At 39.7% G+C, this 24,390-nt stretch carries 14 protein-coding genes and 1 tRNA gene; 1 reads left to right on the top strand and 14 read right to left on the bottom strand.

Translation table 11 applies throughout. The annotated features are described in order from the left end of the window. Nucleotides 1-46: 46 nt before the first annotated feature. Genes prsR through DBO93_RS01090 form a run of 4 tightly spaced genes read right to left on the bottom strand, consistent with a single transcriptional unit; the run spans nt 47 to nt 7,513 of the window. Nucleotides 47-1,396 (bottom strand): PEP-CTERM-box response regulator transcription factor, encoded by a 1,350-nt coding sequence (prsR, locus tag DBO93_RS01105; RefSeq protein ID WP_108454679.1) that lies wholly within the window; start codon nt 1,394-1,396, stop codon nt 47-49. A 13-nt stretch (nt 1,397-1,409) separates the two neighbouring features. Further along, complete coding sequence (prsK, locus tag DBO93_RS01100; RefSeq protein WP_108454678.1) at nt 1,410-3,467, bottom strand: XrtA/PEP-CTERM system histidine kinase PrsK; 2,058 nt, start codon at nt 3,465-3,467, stop codon at nt 1,410-1,412. A gap of 3 nt (nt 3,468-3,470) precedes the next feature. Then, complete coding sequence (locus DBO93_RS01095; protein ID WP_108454677.1) at nt 3,471-6,515, bottom strand: efflux RND transporter permease subunit; 3,045 nt, start codon at nt 6,513-6,515, stop codon at nt 3,471-3,473. 2 nt (nt 6,516-6,517) lie between these two features. Beyond that, nucleotides 6,518-7,513: an efflux RND transporter periplasmic adaptor subunit gene (locus tag DBO93_RS01090; protein WP_108454676.1), complete on the bottom strand. Its 996-nt coding sequence runs from the start codon at nt 7,511-7,513 to the stop codon at nt 6,518-6,520. Between the two features lie 354 nt (nt 7,514-7,867). On the opposite strand from DBO93_RS01090, the gene DBO93_RS01085 reads away from it, so the two are divergent. Continuing rightward, a tRNA-Arg gene (locus DBO93_RS01085) sits at nt 7,868-7,944 on the top strand. A 707-nt stretch (nt 7,945-8,651) separates the two neighbouring features. Here DBO93_RS01085 and tuf read toward each other — a convergent pair. From tuf to rplK, 10 genes are all read right to left on the bottom strand, one after another. Then, a complete protein-coding gene (gene tuf, locus DBO93_RS01080) occupies nt 8,652-9,836 on the bottom strand; it encodes an elongation factor Tu (RefSeq protein WP_108454665.1) in 1,185 nt (394 codons plus the stop codon). A gap of 68 nt (nt 9,837-9,904) precedes the next feature. Beyond that, nucleotides 9,905-12,001, bottom strand: a complete 2,097-nt coding sequence (fusA, locus tag DBO93_RS01075) for an elongation factor G (protein WP_108454675.1) — start codon at nt 11,999-12,001, stop codon at nt 9,905-9,907. Between the two features lie 140 nt (nt 12,002-12,141). After that, nucleotides 12,142-12,615 (bottom strand): 30S ribosomal protein S7, encoded by a 474-nt coding sequence (gene rpsG, locus DBO93_RS01070; RefSeq protein WP_081151031.1) that lies wholly within the window; start codon nt 12,613-12,615, stop codon nt 12,142-12,144. A 110-nt stretch (nt 12,616-12,725) separates the two neighbouring features. Next, the gene (gene rpsL / locus DBO93_RS01065) at nt 12,726-13,100 is read right to left on the bottom strand and encodes a 30S ribosomal protein S12 (protein ID WP_011045492.1); all 375 of its coding nucleotides are present in this window, start codon (nt 13,098-13,100) and stop codon (nt 12,726-12,728) included. A gap of 206 nt (nt 13,101-13,306) precedes the next feature. Further along, nucleotides 13,307-17,509 carry a DNA-directed RNA polymerase subunit beta' gene (gene rpoC, locus DBO93_RS01060; RefSeq protein ID WP_108454674.1) on the bottom strand — a complete coding sequence of 1,401 codons (4,203 nt, stop codon included), beginning with the start codon at nt 17,507-17,509 and terminating at the stop codon, nt 13,307-13,309. A gap of 105 nt (nt 17,510-17,614) precedes the next feature. Next, the gene (rpoB, locus tag DBO93_RS01055) at nt 17,615-21,643 is read right to left on the bottom strand and encodes a DNA-directed RNA polymerase subunit beta (RefSeq protein ID WP_108454673.1); all 4,029 of its coding nucleotides are present in this window, start codon (nt 21,641-21,643) and stop codon (nt 17,615-17,617) included. Between the two features lie 198 nt (nt 21,644-21,841). Beyond that, nucleotides 21,842-22,210 (bottom strand): 50S ribosomal protein L7/L12, encoded by a 369-nt coding sequence (gene rplL, locus DBO93_RS01050; protein WP_108454672.1) that lies wholly within the window; start codon nt 22,208-22,210, stop codon nt 21,842-21,844. A 114-nt stretch (nt 22,211-22,324) separates the two neighbouring features. Further along, entirely contained in the window at nt 22,325-22,819 is a 495-nt protein-coding gene (gene rplJ / locus DBO93_RS01045; protein WP_108454671.1) for a 50S ribosomal protein L10, read from the bottom strand. Nucleotides 22,820-23,118: 299 nt separating this feature from the next. Next, nucleotides 23,119-23,814, bottom strand: coding sequence for a 50S ribosomal protein L1 (gene rplA, locus DBO93_RS01040; RefSeq protein WP_108454670.1), 696 nt, complete (start codon nt 23,812-23,814; stop codon nt 23,119-23,121). 3 nt (nt 23,815-23,817) lie between these two features. After that, nucleotides 23,818-24,246, bottom strand: coding sequence for a 50S ribosomal protein L11 (rplK, locus tag DBO93_RS01035; protein WP_108454669.1), 429 nt, complete (start codon nt 24,244-24,246; stop codon nt 23,818-23,820). Nucleotides 24,247-24,390 lie beyond the last annotated feature (144 nt).

Genomic DNA, 24,390 nt, shown 5'->3' with positions numbered 1-24,390 from the left:
AAAAACCGCCTTTAAGGCGGTTTTTTTGTGTTACATATAGAGTACGTTAATCGTTAATCTTTAATTCATATTTTTCAATTAGCGAATAAAGTGTTGGTCTGGTTACACCTAATAAATCTGCAGCTTTAGACATATTACCTTCAGAAATTGCATAAGCTTTTTGAATGGCGATTGACTCAGCTTGTTCGCGAACAACACGCAAGTTAAGTGATAGCTCAAAGCTTTTGCCTTGATTATCAAAAAAGCCTAAATCTATCGCGGTTACCTGTGTGCCTGTGGTCATAATTACCGAGCTTTTCACTTTATTTTGTAACTCTCGTATATTACCAGGCCACTTGTGTTCTTTAATGGCACTTAAAGCGTCTTCAGAGAAGCTTTTAACGTTACGTTTATATTCTGCAGCATAATGCTGCAGAAAGTATTGAGAGAGGATTATAACGTCTTCATCGCGATCGCGAAGTGGTGGAATATTTAAAGTGATTTCACTTACTCTATAAAATAAGTCTTCACGAAACGTTTTATCAGCAACCATTTGTTCAAGGTTTTGATTCGTTGCACAAACTACACGAACATCTACTGAAATTTCTTGTCTGCCGCCTAAACGCTCAATACATTTTTCTTGTAAGAATCGTAACAGTTTAGCTTGCAGGCTATAAGGCATATCGCCAATTTCGTCGAGAAATAATGTACCGCCTTCTGCACATTCAATTTTCCCTTTTGTAGCTTTATGTGCTCCAGTAAATGCACCTTTTTCAAAACCAAACAATTCGCTCTCTAACAACGCTTCTGGAATAGAAGCACAATTTATGGCAACAAAAGGTTTATTTTTACGGTCGCTAGCTAAGTGCACTGCATTTGCCGTAACTTCTTTACCTGTACCACTTTCGCCCAACAGCAATGCAGTGATTGATGTTGGCGCAATGCGCTTAACCATCATTCTTAAACGTTCGATGCTTTCACTATTACCAATAATACCTATATCACTGCCACCAACCGATCGCATTTTACGGTTTTCTTCTTCAATAGCCGCGACACTAAACGCCCGAGCTACAATGACATTAATAACTTCAGTTTCTATTGGCTTTTGATAAAAGTCGTAAGCGCCAGCTGAAATTGCTGCCAGTGCGTTGGTTCGGTCATCATTGCCGGTTATTACAATCACTTTGGTATGTGGGGCAATAGTTAAAATTTCTTGTAAGGCTGCGAGTCCTTCTGACGCATTTGCCTCGTCAGGTGGCAGCCCTAGATCTAAAGTAACGACTTTGGGCTCATAACGGCGCACCGCAGCAACCGCACTTTCACGATCGCCTGCGAGCACTGCATTGTAATCAGATAAGCTCCACTTTAATTGTTTTTGTATACCTTTATCGTCATCTACTATTAACAACTTTTCCATTCTTATTGGACCCTTATAGTAAATCTTGTCCGCTTATCGCGCCTGAAGTTCTTCTTGGCAAATCAATAGTAAACATTGTGCCTTTTTTTAGCTCACTTGTAACTTTTATAATACCGGCCATATTTTCAATAAACTGCTTAGCTTCAAATACACCTATCCCCATACCGGCATTACCTTTAGTGGTATCAAAGGGTTTAAACAATCGATTTTTAATAAACTCTTCACTCATTCCACTGCCATTATCTTCAATAATAATTCTGACAATGCGCTTTTTTTCAACAGCTGTTACTTTTATCAAGCCATCACTTGCTGTAGCTTCTTTTGCATTTTGTATTAAATGATGCATAACTGATTGAAAGGATTCGTTATCAATAAAAGTAGAGCAATCACCTTCCTGCTCAAATTCAACTTTGGGTAAGCTTAAGTTGCATTGCTCAACTACTTTTTTAATCGTTATGGCTAAATCAGTTTGGCTATGTGATGACTGCTCGACTTGTTTTTTTCTCAATTGTGATAAAACTTTCACTAATCTTTGTGTTGCAGACTCAACCGTTTCAAATACATCATTAATAAACTCTGGATTTTCTCTATGTTTTTCGGCATTTGCAGTAACTAACGCGAGTTGCGCCTGTACATTTTTTAAATCATGAACTAAAAATGCTGACATACGATTGAATGCATCAAACTGCTTAGACTCACTTAATTTGTCTGTTGCTTCATATAAAGATACAAAGTTTCCTAGCTGTTTCGATATCGCAAATAATAAATCTCTATCTTCCCAATTTAAGCGTTTTAGCTCTTTTTCATCGGCTAGTACAAACAAACCATAAAAAGCTTTTCCGATAAAAATAGGCACTATTATTTGAATATTATTAGAACGAAAGAGTGCTACGTTCAAGGTTAAATCAGGGTATAGCAAAGGTGATTTTTCATATTCATTTACATCAACAATCCAACCTTGCTGATGACAAAACAAACCAACTGATAACAAGTGCTCTTCAACTTCCTCATTAATTTCCAGTCCTTGACTGTACTGAAGCTGATAGTGCTGATTAGAGAATTTTTTAATGATTGCTCCACGAGATGCTTCAACCTTAGACATCATAATTTGGGTCGCCATTTGATAATGACTTGCTCCACTTGTGGTTTCAATTTTTTCAATCAGATTTAACCACTCGTCTCGATATTCGTATTTATTGGCGAAAAAGTTTTTTGCTATAAAGACTTTAACCCGACGCCTTAAAGACTCAGTGATCAGTAAAGCAACCAGCACAATACCACTGAGCATTAAAAAGCCTATGCTAACTAAGTTGCCCCACTCTCCACCAATAAAATTAATAATATAACCGGCGACAGACATTAACAGTAAGTAAGCACCCGCTATCATCAACATTGAACTATAGAAAACAACATTACGTGAAACAAAGATACGAACTTCACCATTTTTAATGCGACGAATACTGATTAACAGCAAGGGTGTAACAAGAAAGGCTAAATAGCCTCGGCTAAACCAGAAATCAAAGTCTATGCTATCAACCATCGTAGCTTGTGCGTAAATAACAAAGTCAAAAATAGCCACACTGGCCAGAGCAACCACTAATGGCCAAATAGCCCAACGTACTTGTAAATCAGCATTGCGAAATAGTTGTTCAAGTAAGACTAACATCCACAAATTTAAGATGATAAACAGTAAAAATATATATTCATAGGCATAGCCTAACCAATAACTGGCTAGCCAAGAGCCAAACATGAGTACTAGCCAAACACCAACATATTGTCGAACATAATAATTACTCACTAGTGCCTTAAGGCTGCGGTGCTCGGTATTAAACAAAATAATTAATAATGACCAACAGGCAATTTTAAACCCGTCTACTAGCATTGCCCACTGCAGGCTGTAACCCAGTTTAATTTGAAGTGCAGCAATTAAGTTGCTACTTAACGTGACTAAAGCACAGAACAAAACTGCACGTGCAACCAAGCTATGGTTGCGTGCTGCAATAATGAGAAGCGCAAATAAGGCATAAACACCTGCTGCGAGGGAGAATCCAATTAAGCCGTAAAAATCCATGATTTATTCTTTTATTATTTTAGCTGTTTCTGTTTTTGTAAATAACTCGGTCAGTATTGGCACAATAATAAAGCTCGCTATCGCAGAAACACATAAACCAGAAATAATAACCACACCTAGTGGTTGCCACAAACTGCCACCAAAAAGTGTTAGTGGTAGTAAACCGCCAATGGTAGTGATAGTGGTAAGTAATATCGGGGTAAAGCGTGTTGAGCTAGCCAATAGAATAGCTTCTTTTTTAGCTAAGCCTGTCGATAAATTACGATTGGTTGTATCGATTAAAATAATGGCATTGTTCACTACTATACCAAACAAACTAATCAAACCAATAAATGCCATCATCGAAAATGATAAATTGGTTAAATATAAACCTAAAATAGCACCTGTCATCGCGAAAGGGATAGAGGTAAAGATAATTAACGGCTGTAAAAAGGACTTAAACTGTAAAACTAAAATGGCAAAAATACCGATTGCCGTTATTAACATAATTTGTGACAAACCAGCGAACGATTCTTGTCGAGATTCCTCTTCGCCACCTAGAATGTAATACATACCTGCTGGTAATTCGTAATTATCAAGATAATTAACCACTTCACTGGTTATTTCTTGCACTGAATAACCTTGTGCAGCATCAGCAGACACTCTTGCCATGCGTAATTTTTGATAATGGAAAAAGTCTGTACGCCCTTTTTGTAGTTTAATCTCGACAAATTGGCCTAATGGTATGCTTTCACCTAATTGATTCACTATCGTGATGTCAGAAAGGCCATTTAGGTCGCTTTTGGGTCTCCGAACTAAAATAGGGTAGTTTTCACCATTGATGTCATTAAATTGGCCAATAAATGTGCCTGAAAGTGCGGTTTGAACGGCATTATCTAACTGGTTTATATCAATGCCAGACAAAGCTGCTTTATCATAATCTATCGCTATGGCTAATTCGGTATTAGCGATACCAATGGGGTTATCTAAATTGATGGCGCCTGATATTGATGCCATTTTAGATTGTAAGTCACCCGCAACCTTCTCAAGATCGGCCAATGATTCACTGATCAACCTGACGGTAATAGGTTGGTCGGTTACCGGGCCTTGGGTAAATTCTTTTACCGTAACTTTGGCTTGTTTCCAAGTTGAAAACTCTTTACGTAATGACGCGACCAAAGCATTAACTTCGGCTTCTTCATATGCCTTTAAAACCAGTAGTACTTGACCATAGCTCGATACACCACGTTTTGGAATTTCATTGTAGTATATCCGCGGGTTAGAGTTACCGACGTTTAGTGCAATTTTTTCAACATAAGGCTGAGTTTCAATAAAGTCTGTCATCGAGTGCATTACATCATTAGTGTAATCTAATGATGAGTTTGCTGGTGTTTCGACATCAATTAAGAGCATTGATTTTTCAGCTTTCGGAAATAAACTTACACCGACTTGGCCAAAAAGAGAGGCCATTGCGAATAAAGCAATGAAAGCAATGATTAGCATGATTAATTTTACATTCATTAATCGGCTGAGCCCACGCACATAGTATTGCTCAGCAAATCCATTAGCATAGTGTTGTAACGTTTTAAATTTACTGGGTTTGTGGCTAAAAAATTTACTCGCAAGTAAAGGGGTAAGTGTTAATGCAATGAGTAGCGAGGCTAACAACACCAGTACTACAGTTACAGGCATTGAACGGACAAAATCGCCAGTGTCGCTCGCTAACATCAACATAGGCAAAAAAGCTAACATTGTGGTGACTGTGCCACTTGTTATGGCCCAACCGACTTTACTGGTACCAGATGCCGCTGCATCGGCTAATGAAGCTGAATTTTTCTTTTCACGATGAATACTTTCTGTGACAACAATAGCATTATCAACTAACAAACCTAACGCAATGATTAAGCCTACGATAGACATTTGTTGTAAACCAAAACCTGCAAAGTCTAACCAGCCAATAGCCACTAAAAAAGATAACGGTATAGCAACGATAACAACAATCGCCTCACGTATACCTAAAAATATCAGCGACATAATGCCGACGAGCACTAGGCCTTGCCATAAATTATCAAAAAACCCGTTTACCCGGTTTTCAACACCATCCGACTGTTTAAAAAGCGTGTCGATTTTTATCGAATCAGGCAGGGTTTGCTTAAAAGCCAAAATTTCGTTATCAATTGCTTGGGTGAGCGCAAATATATTGGTGTTTTTTCTTTGCTCTGCAGTCAAAAATATCACTGGCTTACCATCATAGTAGGCCAGGTAATTAGCTTCTCGATTTGAAAATTCGACATGCGCAACATCTTTTAGTCTAATAATTGCACTATTATTTGAAAATACCACCGTATTATTCAATTCTTCTATTTGCTGGAAATTGCCGCTAGTTTTAACATTAAAACGCCGAGTGTTTGCATCCACAAAGCCAGGTGTAATATTAACAGCGCGTTTTTGAAGTACGCTATTAATGGTTGCGATGCTAATGCCATAGTGCTTCAGCATGGCTAGGTTTAAATCAACCGCAACAACTTGTGTTGGGTAACCCCAGATATCCGCTTTTTTTACTGCTTCAATAGCTTCTAGGCGCTTTTCTAATTGCTTCGCATGAAACTCCATGCTTTTATAATCTGTTGTATCACTCCAAAGTGCCAATTGAATAATAGCTACACTGGTTGGTGTCGCTTTTAGGACTAAAACATCTTGAACACCTTCAGGTAATGTTGGCTTTACTATCGATACTGCTTGCTTAACTTCGTTGTAAGCCTCATTTGGGTCACTGCCATATAAAAAGGTTACCTCAATGCGAGCACCACCGTTTTTAATTTGTGACTCTACTTTTTTAATCCCTTCGATTTCAGCGAACTCTTCTTCGAGAGGGTCAACCACTAACGTTTCGATATCCGTTGGTGATGCGCCTGGGTAAATAATTTCAAGTAAGGTAATCGGAATATCAAATTGCGGGTCTTCTGAACGCGGCATTTGAAAATATGAAACAATACCAACAAGTACTAAGAGGACAACGATTGTAAAAGTAAACTGGGCATTTTTTATTGCAATGCGAGGGAGTTGCATAATTACTTATTCCCAATCTTAGAATAATTTTGCCAACCCGTAGTCATAATTATTAATGCTTCATCATCACGATTTGCTTTCAAGTAAACATAATCATTATCTATCTGAAACACCTCATAACTGTATTGTTTAAAATCTGTACTCTGTTGTGTTTGTGCAATAACGATGGCTTTGCCATCATCATCTACAGCGACAAGTGCTGATATAGGTAACCTATAAACAAACGTATTACTATCAAAAGCAATAGTTACACCGGCAAGTTGTCCTGCGATCATACCTGCTGATATTTTTATTTTAGGAAGTAGTACCTCTATTGTGAACAAGTTACTATTACCTTCGGCCATAGCGGGCATTTTACTTATCACACCTTCAACAATACCCACATGACTTAATGTAACGCTGACTTTTTGATTTAGTCTTACTTGTGCAACCTCTTGACCTGTTAAAGCTACTTTTACTATCCATTCAAGCTTAGCAATTGTTAACGCTGCTTGGCCCGGACTCTGCAATTCACCTAACTCTGTGTTACGAGACAAAACAACACCTGAAAACGGTGCGTATATTTGTGCTTTCTCTAAATTGTAATGCGATGATTGATATGCAGATCGTAATACTTCAACGTCAGTAGTAGCTGTGTCTAAATCGCGCTCTGAGCCTAGATTAGCATCCATAAGTTGACTCATGCGCTTAACTTCACGCTCGGCTTGTAATAATTTTGCATAATTCGATGTTTTTTGTTGTTTCAATTCTGTTACATCAAGCGACGCTAATAATTGCCCTTTATTAAACTTATCTCCTTCATCTACTGCTAATAGATTTAGGTAGCCACTACTTTTAAAAGAAAGCGCTAATGTCCGCTTATAATCTAGCTTACCCGTACGTTGTATGGTGTCGCTGTACAACTCTGCACTGATGACTTCTGTATCGTAGGACTGTGCCACCAAAGGATTCATCATTGATATAAGTAGAAAGGTAAATACAACTGAGAGAAATTTCATAATTAAGTGTTTACTTATAGGGTGTTGAGATAATAGTTATTATAGCCTTTACTTTAGGCATCTTCATGACGAAAGTACATCTTTTTCCCTAATTCTGTTGACAATGTTAAGAGTAAACACAGTATTTATTGAGCTAATAGCCTAACAAAAACTAAGCATTAAAAGCACAGACAAGCATCATTTACTCACAATTTTAAAATGTAGCCAACACAAGAGAATTTGTCTTCAGAAAAACACTAATTTTCTAGACATGATCAGCGTTAAACTATAGTATTTGCCGCGCTTTATTCTTTTCAATAACTGTATATTATATTGATGCTAGATTTGAAGTAACTCTAAGAAGTAAATAATAAACCACCCGTAGCTCAGCTGGATAGAGTACACGCCTCCGAAGCGTGCGGTCACAGGTTCAATTCCTGTCGGGTGGGCCACTTTTGTGAGAATATAGTCATTATTTCTTTTATGGGTATTTGTTAATTTCTAGGTTATCAAATTCAACATACTAAACCGTTATTTGATCTATGGCTTTTAAATTATGTATTTTAACTTAAGGGATTAGTACCGAGTAAATCATAAAAGAAAGAAGGGAAAAACAGAGGAAATCATCCATGATCAACACTCCCTGTTTTATTCATCCTTGTAGTAGCTTCTTGCCACTTTACTTCATCCTGAAGTATCCAACAAAGCATCCTGCCTCGTGTTGTTGCCAACACCAACAATACTAGATCAATATATATATAATGCAAATTTGTCGATGATTTAATTTTCAAACTTACAAATGTCTAGCCTTAGATAACTGATAAGTCACACATAACACTACTATTTAACATCAAATATATTACTGAATCACCTAAACAAAAAGAGCTTATATACCACTTAAGAATTAGATTAAGCTGCCTTTTACATAATAAAAAATGATTAGCTAATTTGCTTAAAACAAAAACGACGCCGAAGCGTCTCTTTTAAGGTTTGGTGTCTAAAAATTATTAAGCAATACATCCGTTAAGGTAAAAGCGATACAACACCTGCACCAAAAACTCGACGCCAAGCTTCTTTGGATAAGCCCTGAAACTGGCTCTACTGAAAACAAAAAAGGATGCCGAAGCATCCTTTTTTTAAGTTCTAGTGTGATCTAAAATTAAGCAATAATTTTAGATACAACACCAGCACCAACAGTACGACCACCTTCACGGATTGCGAAGCGTAAACCTTCGTCCATCGCTACTGGGTTGATAAGCTCTACAACAAACTTCAAGTTGTCGCCTGGCATTACCATTTCAACACCTTCAGGAAGCTCTACAGCACCTGTGATATCCGTTGTACGGAAGTAAAACTGTGGACGGTATCCTTTGAAGAATGGCGTATGACGACCACCTTCATCTTTCGATAACACGTATACTTCTGATTCGAATTTAGTGTGAGGTAAAATTGAACCAGGTTGACATAAAACTTGACCACGTTCTACATCTTCACGCTTAAGACCACGTAAAAGAACACCACAGTTCTCGCCCGCACGACCTTCGTCAAGAAGTTTACGGAACATTTCAACACCAGTACATGTTGAAGTTTGAGTATCACGGATACCAACAACTTCTACTGAATCGCCAACTTTAACGATACCGCGTTCAACACGACCTGTTACAACTGTACCACGACCTGAAATTGAGAATACATCTTCGATAGGCATGATGAATGCACCGTCGATTGCACGCTCTGGCTCTGGAATGTAAGTATCAAGTGCATCAGCAAGTTCGATTACTTTCGCTTCCCATTTCTCTTCGCCTTGAAGAGCACCAAGTGCTGAACCTTGAATTACTGGTAAATCATCACCTGGGAATTCATATTCAGAAAGAAGTTCACGAACTTCCATTTCTACTAGCTCAAGTAACTCTTCGTCATCTACCATGTCACATTTGTTCATGAATACGATGATGAAAGGTACGCCAACTTGACGTGATAACAAGATGTGCTCACGTGTTTGTGGCATAGGACCATCTGTAGCAGCAACTACTAAGATAGCGCCATCCATTTGTGCAGCACCTGTGATCATGTTTTTGATGTAATCAGCATGGCCAGGACAATCTACGTGGGCGTAGTGACGGATTGCAGTATCGTACTCGATGTGAGAAGTATTGATTGTAATACCACGCTCACGCTCTTCAGGAGCATTATCGATTTGTGCGAAATCTTTAACTTCACCACCGTGAACTTTAGTTAATACTGCAGAGATAGCAGCTGTTAAAGTTGTTTTACCGTGATCAACGTGTCCAATAGTACCAACGTTAACGTGCGGTTTATTACGTTCAAATTTTGCTTTAGCCATTTTTCAATTACCTTAAAGTTTATTAAAAGCCCGGCCATAAGACCGAGCCAGACTTTCAAAAAGCCTTACTAAGATTCAATTATTTTGTCGGCAACAATTTTTGGGGCTTCGCTATATTGCTGAAACTCCATCGAATATGATGCTCGACCTTGAGTTGCACTACGTAATGCCGTAGCGTAACCAAACATTTCAGATAGCGGCACAAGTGCATTCACTACCTTAGAACCAGCTGGACCTTCGTCCATGCCATCGATCATGCCGCGACGACGATTTAAATCGCCCACAACATCACCCATGTTTGCTTCTGGCGTAATAACTTCAACTTTCATCATAGGCTCTAGTATTACTGGTGATGCTTGTAGCACCCCCTGTCTAAAACCTATTGATGCAGCGACTTTAAACGCCATTTCGTTTGAGTCAACGTCATGAAAAGATCCGTCGTAAAGCGTGACTTTGATGTCTAATAACGGGTAACCCGCTAACACACCACTGTCCATCTGCTCTTTACAGCCTTTTTCAACTGATGGGATAAATTCTTTTGGAATTGTACCACCAACAATTTCGTTAACAAACTCGAAGCCTTCACCTTCTGGTAAGGGCTCCAATTTCAACCAAACATGACCAAATTGACCACGACCACCTGATTGACGAACAAATTTACCTTCCACTTCAACAGTTGAGCGAATAGTTTCTCGATAAGCCACTTGTGGATTACCGACATTACATTCAACACCAAACTCACGTTTCATGCGTTCAACTAAAATATCGAGGTGTAATTCCCCCATACCTGAAATGATGGTTTGACCCGTTTCTTCATCAGAGACAACTCTGAATGACGGATCTTCTGCGGCCAATTTACCTAACGCTATTGCCATTTTCTCTTGGGCAGCGACAGTTTTTGGCTCAACTGCTACAGAAATTACAGGTTCAGGAAATTCCATTCGTTCAAGCGTTATAGCATGATTTACATCACACAATGTGTCACCAGTAGTAACATCTTTGAGGCCAATAGCCGCAGCTATATCACCCGCTCGAACTTCTTTTATTTCCTTCCGGTCATTTGCATGCATTTGCACAATACGACCAAAACGCTCTTTTTTGCCTTTAACAGGATTGTATATACTGTCGCCAGTTTTTACCACTCCTGAGTAAACGCGAAAGAACGTTAACGTACCGACAAAAGGGTCAGTCGCGACTTTGAATGCTAAAGCAGCAAATGGTGCTTTATCATCAGCTTCGCGTGAACCTTCAGTTTCGTTTTTGTCATTATTAATACCTTTTATCGCGTCAACATCTGTTGGCGAAGGTAAAAATTCTATGACAGCATCAAGTACTGCTTGTACGCCTTTGTTTTTGAAAGCAGAGCCACAAGAACAAAGAACTATTTCATTGTTTAGCGTACGGGTACGTAGCGCAGATTTTATTTCTGCTTCAGATAAATCACCTTCTTCAAGGTATTTATCCATTAATTCTTCAGAGGCTTCTGCAGCTTCAGAAACAAGGTTTTCATGCCAATGATCGGCATCTTCTTGCATATCTGCTGGGATATCTTCATAGGTGAAGGTCATACCCTGGTCACTTTCGTTCCAGTTAATGGCTTTCATCTTTATTAAGTCGATAACACCAGAAAAGTCATCTTCAGCGCCAATTGCTAAATGAATTGGGACTGCATTTGCTTTTAAGCGAGAGTTAAGTTGCTCAACAACAGCTAAGAAGTCTGCACCAGTGCGGTCCATCTTATTAACAAAAACTAAACGTGGAACAGAGTATCTCTCCATTTGACGCCAAACAGTTTCTGTTTGTGGTTGAACTCCTGAAGATGCACACAATACTAATACTGCACCGTCTAATACACGTAATGAACGTTCTACTTCAATCGTAAAATCTACGTGACCAGGGGTATCAATAATGTTGATATGGTGATCTTCAAATTGTGCTTCCATCCCTTTCCAGAAACAAGTAGTAGCTGCAGAGGTTATGGTTATACCACGCTCTTGCTCTTGCTCCATCCAATCCATAGTGGCTGCGCCATCATGAACTTCACCGATCTTATGTGAAAGACCAGTATAGAAAAGTACCCTTTCTGTTGTTGTCGTTTTACCGGCATCGACATGAGCACAAATACCAATGTTACGGTAACGCTCAATAGGGGTTATACGTGCCACAATTACTTCCTCTTTCTGAGGTTTACCTCAGATTATAAAACAGTTGTGGCTATCACTTTGTATCAACATTGACACTCGATGATAACCACGGCATTACACTTCTAACTAGTAAACTAACAATTAATGCTAGTTTATAGTTTCTACCAACGGTAGTGAGCGAATGCTTTGTTAGCTTCAGCCATACGGTGAACGTCTTCACGTTTCTTAACCGCTGAACCTTTGCTGTCAGACGCATCTAACATTTCGTTAGCTAGGCGCTGAGCCATTGATTTTTCACCACGTTTACGAGCTGCTTCAACTAACCAACGCATGGCTAGTGCATTACGACGCACAGGACGAACTTCAACTGGAACTTGGTAAGTAGAACCACCAACACGACGAGACTTTACTTCCACTTGTGGGCGGATGTTGTCTAACGCTGTTTCGAATAACTCAAGATGAGATTTCTCAGTATTCTTCTCAGTTAAAATGTCTAATGCACCGTAAACAATTTTTTCTGCAGTAGATTTTTTACCATCAACCATAAGGATGTTGATGAATTTTGCTAAAAGTTCGTTGTGGAACTTAGGATCTGGCAATATTTTACGTTGCCCTACGACGCGTCTTCTTGGCATCTTAATTCTCCGTTATATTCAGGATAAACCCAAAATGTAATATGTTATTTGGCCTTACTTAACGTTTCTATTCTTTTTACTTATCTTTTGATAAGTACAGAAAGGGAAACTTAAGATTTAGGTCGTTTAGCACCGTATTTAGAACGGCCTTGTCTTCTATCGCTTACGCCAGAACAATCTAGTGCGCCACGAACGGTGTGATAACGCACACCCGGTAAATCTTTAACACGACCACCACGAATCAAGATAACGCTATGCTCTTGTAAGTTGTGACCTTCACCACCGATGTATGAAGTAACTTCGAAGCCGTTAGTTAAACGAACACGAGCAACTTTACGTAATGCTGAGTTAGGTTTTTTTGGTGTAGTTGTATACACACGAGTACATACGCCACGACGTTGTGGACAAGCTTGTAACGCTGGTACGTTACTTTTAGTTACTTGTCTTACACGTGGTTTACGTACTAATTGGTTAATAGTTGCCATTAAATAGCTCCCGATTAGTTAAATTTGTGTAAATTCCAATCAATGGGGAAATTTACACCCTTATAAACGTGAAAATCCGCGACCTTATATCCAATACACAAATGTACGGAATATAGGGTCGCGGAATTCTATAGGTCAAGCTTTAACCTGTCAAGCTTTACTCGCAATAGACAGGTTAAACATTGCTCTTAACCGATTTATCAATACTAAGATAAATCTGCGTTCAAAGCATCTGTTAGTGCTTGCGCTGCGTCGTCAGCTGATACTGTAACTTCTTCAACAGGAACGGCGTTTTTAGCACGCGCGCGTTCTTGATGATAAGAGTAACCTGTACCGGCTGGGATTAAGCGACCAACAATAACATTCTCTTTCAAGCCACGAAGTTTGTCTTTCTTACCAGCTACTGCTGCTTCAGTAAGTACACGCGTCGTTTCTTGGAAAGATGCTGCCGAGATGAATGACTCAGTTGCTAATGATGCTTTAGTAATACCCATCATTTGCATTTCGTATTCAGCTGGTTGTTTGCCTTCAGCTTCTAACTCACGATTAGAGATATTCACACGGGCAACTTCTAGGATTTCACCTTTAAGGAAGTTACTATCACCAGCGTCTAAAATCTCACATTTGCGGATCATTTGACGCACGATAACTTCAATGTGCTTATCGTTAATCTTAACACCTTGTAAACGGTATACTTCTTGTACTTCGTTAACAATGTAGTTAGCTACTGGTGCAACACCACGTAAACGCAAGATATCATGTGGAGACTCTGGACCATCGGCAATAACTTCACCTTTAAGTACAGATTCACCTTCAAACACGTTTAGTTGACGCATTTTAGGGATCATCTCTTCGTATACATCACCACTTGGTTGAGTGATAAGTAAACGCACTTTACCTTTAGTTTCTTTACCGAAAGCAATAATACCTGTCTTCTCAGCTAAAATAGCTGGAAGCTTAGGCTTACGCGCTTCAAATAAATCTGCTACACGTGGAAGACCACCAGTAATATCACGAGTTTTTGACGATGCTTGTGGGATACGTGCTAGCGCATCACCAATACCAACTTCTGCACCATCTTCAAGGTTAATAATCGCGTTACCAGGTAAGAAGTATTGTGCCGGTATTTCTGTACCAGCTATCATTACGTCGTTGCCTTTAGCATCAACTAACTTAACCGCTGGGCGCATTTCTTTACCTGCAGTGTTACGTTGACCAGCTTCTGTAACTACGATGCTTGATAAACCAGTAAGTTCATCAGTTTGACGAACCATAGTTACACCATCGATAAGTTCAACGAATTGAACCTTACCACCAACCTCAGTGATAATAGGATGCGTATGCGGATCCCAGTTAGCGATGATGTCGCCAGATTTGATTGCTTCGCCATCTTTCTTATTAAGAATGGTACCGTAAGGAACTTTATAACGCTCTTTCTCACGACCAAGCTCATCAATTACTGTCAGTTCAGATGAACGTGAAGTAATTACTAAGTTATCTTCAGGGTTAGTTACAAATTTAGCATTTTGTAATTTAAGTGTACCAGTGTTCTTAACTTGTACATTGTTCTCTGCTGATGCACGCGATGCAGCACCACCAATGTGGAACGTACGCATGGTTAACTGAGTACCAGGTTCACCGATAGATTGTGCTGCCACAACACCAATCGCTTCACCTTGGTTGATCATATGACCACGAGCCAAATCACGGCCGTAACAATGAGCACAAATACCAAAATCTGTTTGACAAGTAATGATTGAACGAACTTTCATTTGATCAATTGAGTTTTCTTCAATGAAATCACATAAAGCTTCATCAATAAGTGTATTACGCGGTAATAACACTTCATCAGTACCTGGTTTAACAACATCTTCTGCTACAACACGACCAAGAACACGTTCACGTAACGGCTCAACAACATCACCACCTTCAATCAATGGTGTCATTTGTAAACCGTCTAATGTTCCACAATCATGTTCAGTAACAACCAAATCTTGTGCAACATCAACTAAACGACGAGTTAGGTAACCCGAGTTAGCTGTTTTCAATGCCGTATCAGCCAAACCTTTACGCGCACCATGAGTAGAGATGAAGTATTGTAATACGTTCAAACCTTCACGGAAGTTAGCGGTGATTGGTGTTTCGATGATTGAACCATCTGGTTTAGCCATCAAACCACGCATACCTGCAAGCTGACGAATCTGAGCGGCACTACCACGAGCACCAGAATCCGCCATCATGTAGATTGAGTTGAAAGAGTCTTGCTCTTCTGGCTCACCTTTAGCGTTAATCACAGTTTCTTTTGATAAGTTGTCCATCATCGCTTTCGAGATTTTCTCGTTGGCAGAAGACCAAATATCAATAACTTTGTTGTATTTCTCACCCTGAGTTACAAGACCTTGCTCGAACTGAGTTTGAATTTCTTTAACTTCTTCTTCTGAATCTTCGATGATGGTGTATTTCGCCGCTGGAATTACCATATCGTCGATACCAACTGAAGCACCCGCGATCATCGCGTAGTGGAAACCTGTGTACATAATTTGGTCAGCAAAGATAACAGTATCTTTAAGACCTAAGTTACGGTACGCATGGTTAATCAGTTTTGAAATTGGTTTTTTACCTAATGGCTGATCAATAAGATCGTAAGGCATGCCGTCTGGACATACTTGCCATAAGATTGCACGACCAACGGTAGTATCGCGAAGCTTAGTAACTGGCTCAAAAACACCTTCAGCATTACGTACATGTTCAGTAATACGAATTTTAACGCGAGCATGTAGCTCAGCAAAACCAGTACGGTAAGCTTTTTCAGCTTCTTTGATGTCGGTAAATACCATACCTTCACCTAAACCATTTACACGATCACGTGTTAGGTAATATAAACCTAATACAACATCCTGTGATGGTACGATGATTGGATCACCGTTAGCTGGAGAAAGTACGTTGTTCGTTGACATCATCAACGTACGTGCTTCCATTTGTGCTTCGATTGTCAACGGTACGTGTACCGCCATTTGGTCACCATCGAAATCGGCGTTATACGCCGCACAAACCAATGGATGCAAATGAATCGCTTTACCTTCAATCAATACAGGTTCAAACGCTTGGATACCCAATCTATGAAGTGTTGGTGCACGGTTAAGCATAACCGGATGTTCACGAATTACTTCGTCAAGTACATCCCAAACTTCAGCGCCTTCACGCTCTACTAATTTCTTAGCAGCTTTGATTGTTGTGGCTAAACCACGCGCTTCTAATTTACCGTAAATAAATGGTTTGAATAACTCAAGTGCCATTTTTTTCGGTAAACCACATTGATGCAAGCGTAATGTTGGACCAACAGTAATTACAGAACGACCAGAATAATCTACACGTTTACCTAGTAAGTTCTGACGGAAACGACCTTGCTTACCTTTGATCATATCGGCAAGTGATTTAAGAGGACGTTTGTTAGAACCGGTAATTGCGCGACCACGACGACCATTATCTAGTAATGCATCAACAGATTCTTGCAACATACGCTTTTCGTTACGTACGATGATATCTGGTGCTACTAGGTCAAGAAGACGTTTTAAACGGTTGTTACGGTTAATAACTCGACGGTATAAATCGTTTAAGTCAGACGTTGCAAAACGGCCACCATCCAAAGGAACCAACGGACGTAAGTCTGGTGGTAAAATTGGTAAAACGTTCATGATCATCCACTCAGGCTTGTTGCCCGATGCTGCGAATGCTTCCATTAATTTTAAACGTTTAGTGATTTTCTTACGTTTTGTTTCTGAACCGATTTCAGGTAATTCTTCACGCATTTGCGCTACTTCACCGTCAAGGTCGATTTGTTGTAATAGCGCAAGTACCGCTTCAGCACCCATTAGGGCGTCAAATTCGTCACCGTGTTCTTCTAACGCATCAAGATATTCTTCTTCGGTTAAGATTTGGCTTTTCTCTAATGTCGTCATACCTGGTTCGGTAACAACATAAGATTCAAAATAAAGCACACGCTCAATATCACGTAATGTCATGTCTAATAATAGACCGATACGTGATGGCAATGACTTTAAAAACCAAATATGAGCAACTGGGCTTGCTAATTCGATATGACCCATACGGTCACGACGAACTTTTGTTAATGTAACTTCAACGCCACATTTTTCACAAATTACACCACGATGCTTAAGACGTTTGTACTTACCACAAAGACATTCGTAGTCTTTTACTGGGCCAAATATACGCGCACAGAACAAACCATCACGTTCCGGCTTAAAAGTACGATAGTTAATCGTCTCAGGTTTCTTTACCTCACCAAAAGACCATGAACGTATCATGTCAGGTGAAGCTAGTCCGATGCGAATACCATCGAACTCTTCTGTTTGATTTTGTTGCTTAAGAAACTTAAGTAAATCTTTCACACACTATCTCCTGTCGGAGTTAAATACCGGAGAGAACAGTAATCTGTTCTCTCCATGTACTGACTTAGAGCGTTAGCTAGAAGTCAGCAATGTAGCTGTCGTAGCCTAGTCCTGATCTAATTCGATGTTGATACCCAACGAACGAATTTCTTTCAACAATACGTTGAATGATTCAGGGATGCCCGGTTCCATACGATGATCACCGTCAACTAAGTTTTTATACATCTTAGTACGACCGTTTACATCATCTGATTTAACCGTAAGCATTTCTTGCAAGGTATAAGCAGCACCGTAAGCTTCAAGTGCCCATACTTCCATCTCACCGAAACGCTGCCCACCAAACTGTGCTTTACCACCAAGAGGTTGTTGCGTTACTAGACTGTATGAACCAGTAGAACGCGCATGCATTTTGTCATCAACTAAATGGTTCAGTTTCAACATGTACATGTAACCAACAGTCACTGGACGCTCAAAGTTACGACCAGTACGGCCATCAGTAAGCGTAAATTGACCACTTTCAGGCATATCAGCAAGTTTGAATAAGTCTTTAATCTCACGTTCACTTGCACCATCAAATACTGGTGTAGCAATTGGAAGACCTGCACGTAAGTTGCCTGCTAAACGCATAATTTCATCATCCGAGAATGAATCAATATCAACTTCTTGGCGAGATTCACCTAAGTTGTAAACTTCTTTTAAGAATTCACGTAATTTATGAATTTCTTGTTGAGCTTCCAACATACGGTTAATTTTCTCACCAATACCACGTGCAGCCATACCTAAATGCGTTTCTAGGATCTGACCAATGTTCATTCGTGATGGTACACCCAACGGGTTAAGTACTACATCAACTGGAACACCGTGCTCATCGTAAGGCATGTCTTCAACAGGTACTACGTTTGAAATAACACCTTTGTTACCATGACGACCGGCCATTTTATCACCTGGCTGAATACGACGTTTAACGGCTAAATGTACTTTAACTATTTTCAATACGCCTGGCGCTAAATCAGCACCTTGTGTGATCTTACGACGCTTAACTTCATATTTCTTATCAAAGTCAGCTTTAATGTTGTCGTATTGTTCAGCGATTTGCTCAAGCTCAGATTGTTGACCTTCGTCGCTTAAGTTTTGCACTAACCATTTGTCACGAGACATACTGTTTAGATCAGATTCATTCAAACCTGAGGCTAACAATAATTTCTTCGCACGAGCGTAAATGCCATCTTCAAGAATACTAAACTCATCACCCAAGTCTTTCTTAACTTGTTTAAGTTGCATTTCTTCGATTTCAACAGCACGCGCATCTTTTTCTACACCATCACGGGTGAAGATTTGTACATCGATGATAGTACCAGACACTGAATTAGGAACACGTAAAGAACTGTCCTTAACGTCAGCGGCTTTTTCACCAAAGATTGCTCGTAAAAGTTTTTCTTCTGGCGTTAATTGTGTTTCACCTTTAGGAGTAACTTTACCCACTAAGATGTCGCCACCGTTAACTTCAGCACCAATGTAAACAACACCTGCTTCATCTAATTTAGATAACGCAGACTCACCAACATTTGGAATATCAGCAGTGATTTCTTCACTACCAAGTTTAGTATCACGAGCGATACAAGTTAGCTCTTGAATATGAATCGTAGTGAAACGATCTTCAGTAGCTACACGCTCAGATAACAACATTGAATCTTCGAAGTTGTAACCATTCCAAGGCATGAACGCGATACGCATGTTTTGACCAAGTGCCAATTCACCCATATCGGTAGAAGGACCATCAGCTAAAACATCACCACGAACAACAGGCTCAGCCATACGACACAATGGACGTTGGTTAATACATGTGTTTTGGTTTGAACGGGTGTATTTAGTTAAGTTATAAATATCGATACCGGCTTCACCAGCATGCATTTCATTTTCATTAACTTTAACTACGATACGTGATGCATCTACGTAAGCAACAACACCGCCACGCTTAGCAACCACTGTTACACCAGAATCAACAGCAACAATTTTTTCCATACCTGTACCAACAAGCGGTTTATCCACTTTTAATGTTGGAACAGCTTGACGTTGCATGTTCGAGCCCATCAAGGCACGGTTAGCATCATCGTGTTCTAGGAACGGAATCAAAGATGCCGCAACTGAAACGATTTGTTGTGGTGATACATCCATATACTGAACTTGTTCAGCAGACATTAGCGTAAATTCGTTTTTATGACGACAAGCAACTAAGCCTTCAACTAATTTACCATCTGCATCAACTTCAGCAGTTGTCTGTGCAATCACGAAGTTACCTTCTTCGATTGCCGATAGATAATCTATATCATCCGTGATCAAGCCATCAACGATTTTACGATATGGAGTTTCTAAGAAACCGTAATCGTTAGTACGTGCGTAACATGAAAGCGAGTTGATCAAACCAATGTTTGGACCCTCTGGCGTTTCAATTGGACAAACACGACCATAATGCGTTGGATGTACATCACGAACTTCAAAACCTGCACGTTCACGAGTCAAACCACCTGGGCCTAAAGCAGAAATACGACGCTTATGCGTTACTTCTGATAGCGGGTTGTTTTGATCCATAAATTGTGACAATTGTGATGAGCCAAAGAATTCTTTAACGGCAGCAGAAATCGGCTTAGCGTTAATTAAATCTTGTGGCATGATCGCATCTAAGTCACCTAGACTTAAACGTTCACGTACAGCACGTTCAACACGTACTAGACCAACACGGAATTGGTTTTCTGCCATTTCACCAACAGAACGGATACGACGGTTACCAAGGTGATCGATATCATCAACTTCGCCTTTACCATCACGTATACCGATTAAAGTTTTCATTACAGAAATGATATCTTCTTTCGACAATACGCCTGTACCAACGTCATCAGCATTACCAACACGACGGTTGAACTTCATACGACCAACTGTTGAAAGGTCATAACGTTCTAGTGCAAAGAATAAGTTATTAAATAACGTATCTGCTGCGTCTTTTGTTGGTGGCTCGCCTGGACGCATCATACGGTAAATTTCAACTAACGCTTCTAAGCGGTTTGTTGAGTTATCTACACGAAGTGTGTCTGACATGTATGAACCAACATCAAATTCGTTCATATATAAAGTAGATAATACTTTATGTCCGGCTTGGCTTAACTCAGCTAACATTTCTAAGGTGATTTCAGCATTAGCTTCAGCTATTACTTCACCCGTAGATTTGTCGATATAAGCTTTAGAAAGTACTTTGCCTACAATATATTCAGCAGGTACTTCTAGCTTTTCAAGTTTAGCTTTTTCTAAAGATCTAATATGACGAGCAGTAATACGACGACCTTGCTCAACTAAAACATCACCTTTAGGGAGTTTTATGTCGAAAGTAGCCGTTTCACCACGTAAGCGTTCTGGAATTAAATCCATTACTAGCTTATCGCCTTTAATAGTAAAATCTGTTGTATCGTAGAAGATATCTAATATTTCTTCAGTCGAGTACTCTAAAGCACGCAAAATTATTGACGCCGGTAATTTACGACGACGGTCAATACGAACAAATAAGTTATCTTTTGGATCGAATTCGAAATCTAACCATGAACCACGGTAAGGAATAACGCGAGCGTTATATAACACTTTACCTGATGAATGTGTTTTCCCTTTATCATGATCGAAAAACACACCTGGAGAACGGTGTAATTGAGAAACAATAACACGCTCTGTACCATTGATGACAAACGTACCGTTGTCAGTCATTAATGGTATTTCACCCATGTATACTTCTTGTTCTTTGATATCTTTTACTGTGCCTGCCGCCGCTTCTTTATCATAAACGACTAAGCGTAATTTAACGCGTAATGGCGCAGAGTAGGTGATACCGCGGATTTGACATTCTTTAACGTCAAATAACGGCTCGCCCAAACGATAGCTTACGAATTGTAATTCTGAGCTACCAGAATAAGCTTTAATTGGAAAAATAGAATGAAATGCAGCCTCTAGGCCTGTTTCACCTGTTGGATCAATATCAATAAACTTACGGAAAGATTCGAGTTGGATTGATAACAAGAATGGATAATCCATTACTTGAACACTTTTACCAAAGTCCTTACGAATACGTTTCTTTTCAGAGTAAGAGTAAACCATGGGGTTCCTCAGCTTGCTGGTTATGGCCGAATCTGCCTTTAAAAAGACAGGATATTGCAGTGATACTTTTTTTATCAAGCATCAAATAATGCACTGTTTTGGTTTAAAAAAAAACCACTTTCTTTAGCGCAAAAAGGCCGGTGACGTTTAAATCACCAGCCATTGCCTTTTCAGGCAAATAATCTGTTTAAAAACAGATTATTTGATCTCAACAGAAGCACCTGCTTCTTCAAGAAGTTTCTTAAGCTCTTCAGCTTCAGCTTTTTCTACGCCTTCTTTGATCGCTTTAGGAGCCGATTCAACTAGGTCTTTAGCTTCTTTCAAGCCAAGGCCTGTAGCGCCACGAACTGCTTTGATTACAGCAACTTTCTTCTCACCGAAGCTAGTCATTACTACGTCAAATTCAGTTTGTTCTTCAGCAGCACCACCAGCGTCACCGCCAGCAACAGCAACAGCAGCAGCAGCAGATACGCCAAACTTCTCTTCCATTGCTTCGATTAGTGCAACAACGTCCATTACTGACATTTCAGCAACTGCGTTTAGGATATCGTCTTTAGAAATAGACATTTTAAATTTCCTGTTTTTTAATAAACAGCCTTTGGCTGTTTGAAATAACTATAAATACAAAAAGTGCGAATTGTGCTCTGCTTATGTTTAAGTAATAGCAGAGGTAAACAATTATTAAGCAGCTTCTTGCTCTTTCTGATCGCGTACTGCAGCAATAGTGCGGACAAGTTTGCCTGCAGATGCTTCTTTCATAGCGCTCATTAAACGTGCAATTGCTTCGTCGTAAGTTGGTAGCTTAGCTAACATGTTTACGTCTACTACATTACCTTCAAATGCTGCTGCTTTTAATTCAAATTTTTCGTTAGTTTTAGCGAAATCTGTGAATAAACGTGCTGCTGCACCTGGATGCTCGTTTGAAAATGCAATTAATGATGGACCAACTAATGTGTCAGAAACACATTCAAAGTCAGTACCTTGTAATGCACGACGTGCTAACGTGTTACGGATAACTTTCATCCATACGCCGTTTTCACGTGCTTGCTTACGTAATACAGTAATTGCTTCAACTGAAACACCGCGTGAATCCGCGACTACAGCTGATTGAGCGCCATTGGCAGCTTCTTGAACTTCAGCAACAATTGCTTTTTTGTCATCAAGATTGATAGCCATTGGCTTTACTCCTGGTTCACCGGCAATAAAAAACCGGTATTTACTATCCCTAAGCTAATTAAATTATCTTAGGCCGTTACGGCGAGGACCAGAATTAGGAAATACTGGGTAATCACCATCTACGTAGGAAATATTAAGCTTTCGACGAAGAATCGTCTCAGCTCCTACGGTCTTTGACGGGGTTGTCTATAGCAAATACATGCTAATAATTAGACAACACCTACCAAAATTTAAGGGGCGAAATTATAGTCTACAATTTCGCCCTTGTAAAGTATCGATTTTCGACACCTTACAGAAAACTATACTGTCAAGCTAGCTTGGTTAACGGCAACGCCGGCACCCATAGTAGTTGAAACAGAAATTTTCTTAATGTACTGGCCTTTAGCATTAGCTGGTTTTGCTTTTTTAAGCGCTTCCAATAATGACTCAAGGTTTTCCTGCAATTTAGCATCTTCGAAATCAGCCTTACCAATAGTAGTATGGATGATACCGTTTTTGTCATTGCGGTAACGGATTTGACCCGCTTTAGCATTGTTTACAGCAGTAACAACATCAGGAGTCACAGTGCCAACTTTAGGGTTAGGCATTAAACCACGTGGGCCTAAGATTTGACCTAGTTGACCAACAACACGCATAGCGTCTGGAGTAGCGATTACAACGTCAAAATCCATATTACCGGCTTTAACTTGTTCTGCTAAGTCTTCCATACCTACGATGTCTGCACCGGCTTCTTTCGCTTTATCAGCGTTTACGCCTTGTGTAAATACAGCAACACGAACATCACGACCAGTACCGTTAGGTAATACAGTCGCGCCACGTACGTTTTGATCTGATTTACGAGCATCAATGCCAAGGTTAACTGCAACATCAACGCTTTCACGGAAGTTAGCAGTTGCTAGTTCTTTTAATAAAGAGATAGCTTCAGCGATGTCATATTCTTTTAATACGTCTACTTTTTCACGGATAAGACGAGCGCGTTTAGATAATTTAGTCATTGATTAGTCCTCTACCACTAAACCCATTGAACGAGCAGAACCCGCAATGGTACGCACTGCAGCTTCCATAGAACCAGCAGTAAGATCAGCTTCTTTTACCTTAACGATTTCTTCAAGTTGTGCTGTAGTAACAGTACCAACTTTTTCAGTGTTAGGGCGACCAGAACCACTCTTAACACCAGCAGCTTTAAGAAGTAAATAAGCAGCAGGTGGAGTTTTTGTTTCAAACGTGAAAGAACGATCAGCATATACAGTAATTACTACTGGAACTGGAGCGCCTTTTTCCAAAGAATCTGTTTTTGCGTTAAACGCTTTACAGAATTCCATGATGTTAACACCGTGTTGACCTAGTGCAGGACCAACTGGTGGTGACGGGTTTGCTGCACCAGCAGCAACTTGTAGCTTGATTAAAGCTGTGACTTTTTTAGCCATGGTTTTAATACCTTTAGTATGGGTTCAAACGCTGATAATTAAAACCAGCTCCCCGTTAACAAAAAATCGATTCTCTCTTTATCAGATAAAATCGGCAGCGGATTATATATTATTAAGTAGCGCAAGCGCAAGGTCAGTTATGAT

It is taken from the genome of Colwellia sp. Arc7-D, from assembly GCF_003061515.1.
In the GTDB taxonomy this organism is placed as follows: Bacteria; Pseudomonadota; Gammaproteobacteria; order Enterobacterales; family Alteromonadaceae; genus Cognaticolwellia.
The sequence above is the reverse complement of the archived record's forward strand: the minus strand, read 5'-3'. Positions and strand labels throughout refer to the sequence as shown.